Annotated in this window: 2 protein-coding genes; one reads left to right on the forward strand and one right to left on the reverse strand. The window is 73.7% G+C overall.

Annotated elements, in window-relative coordinates; genetic code table 11:
• On the reverse strand, positions 1-481 hold a 481-nt coding region (locus tag x551_RS22645; protein ID WP_051512310.1), incomplete at its 3' end, for a TetR/AcrR family transcriptional regulator.
• A gap of 139 nt (positions 482-620) precedes the next feature.
• On the opposite strand from x551_RS22645, the gene x551_RS24840 reads away from it, so the two are divergent.
• The coding region (locus x551_RS24840; protein WP_253950470.1) for a ProQ/FinO family protein at positions 621-1,017 on the forward strand (397 nt) is incomplete at its 3' end.

Below are 1,017 nucleotides of genomic sequence, written 5' to 3' on the forward strand. Positions count from 1 at the left end.
GCGCGCGCTGCGCCCCGGCAGCACTGCGCCACCAGTCGATCGTCTCCTTCAGGCGGCGCGTCGCGGCAGCGCGCACCTCGGGCGCCTGGCGCGGCGTCTCGCAGGCCAGCGCTGCCAGCGGGCAGCCCAGCTCGGCCGACTTCAGGTGCACGTCGGACAGGTAGTGGTCGATCAGCGCGTCCAGTGCCTGGGCCGGCGGCAGGCCTTCCACCACGCCCCGCAGATGTGCGGCGCTGTCGGCCCCGGCCCGGTCGGCCGCCTCGGCCAGCAGCGCGGTGCGCGATGCGAAGTGGGCGTAGAAGCCGCCGTGCGTCAGGCCGGCTTCCTTCATCAGATCGGCCACACCGGTGCCGTCGTAGCCGCTGCGGCGGATGGCGCGCGCCGCCGTGCCGACGATGCGCTCGCGCGTGAGGTCCTTGCGCGACGGTTCGGTGGCCGGCGGGCTGCGGCGGCGGGCGGCGGGCTTGGGTTGCGCCTTCATATGACGATCATCATATGAAACTCGCTTCACCCGCGTGGCAGCAGGGCCATGGCCCGGCTCACCGAGCCCAATGGTCCGCTGCGCGACGCTCGCCTCTGCAGCGACAATCCGCCACCGACCCTGCCCCCGTTGCCTCACCGTGTCCGATCACCCCCAGCCGCCCACCGAGGGCGATGCCCCTGCCGCCGCCCCGACGGACGAAGCAGCGGCCGTTCCAGCCGCAAGCGCTCCGAGCACCCCGAGCACCTCACCGGCCGCGACGGCCGCACAGCTCGCTCCGCTGTTTCCGGCCGCCTTCGGCCCCGGCGTGTTCGTGCCGCTGAAGCTGGGCATCCAGGCCGACATCCAGCAGCGGGCGCCGGGCGTGTTCACCAAGAAGTCGCTGTCGGCTTTCCTGCACCGGCACACGACCAGCACCGCCTACCTGAAGGCGCTGGTGGGTGCCGTGCAGCGCGTCGACCTCGACGGCCAGCCCGCCGGCGACGTGGCCGATCTGCACCGCGCTGCCGCGACCGGCGAGCTGGACCACCGCCGCG

Source organism: Methylibium sp. T29 (assembly GCF_000576205.1).
GTDB lineage: Bacteria > Pseudomonadota > Gammaproteobacteria > Burkholderiales > Burkholderiaceae_C > Methylibium > Methylibium petroleiphilum.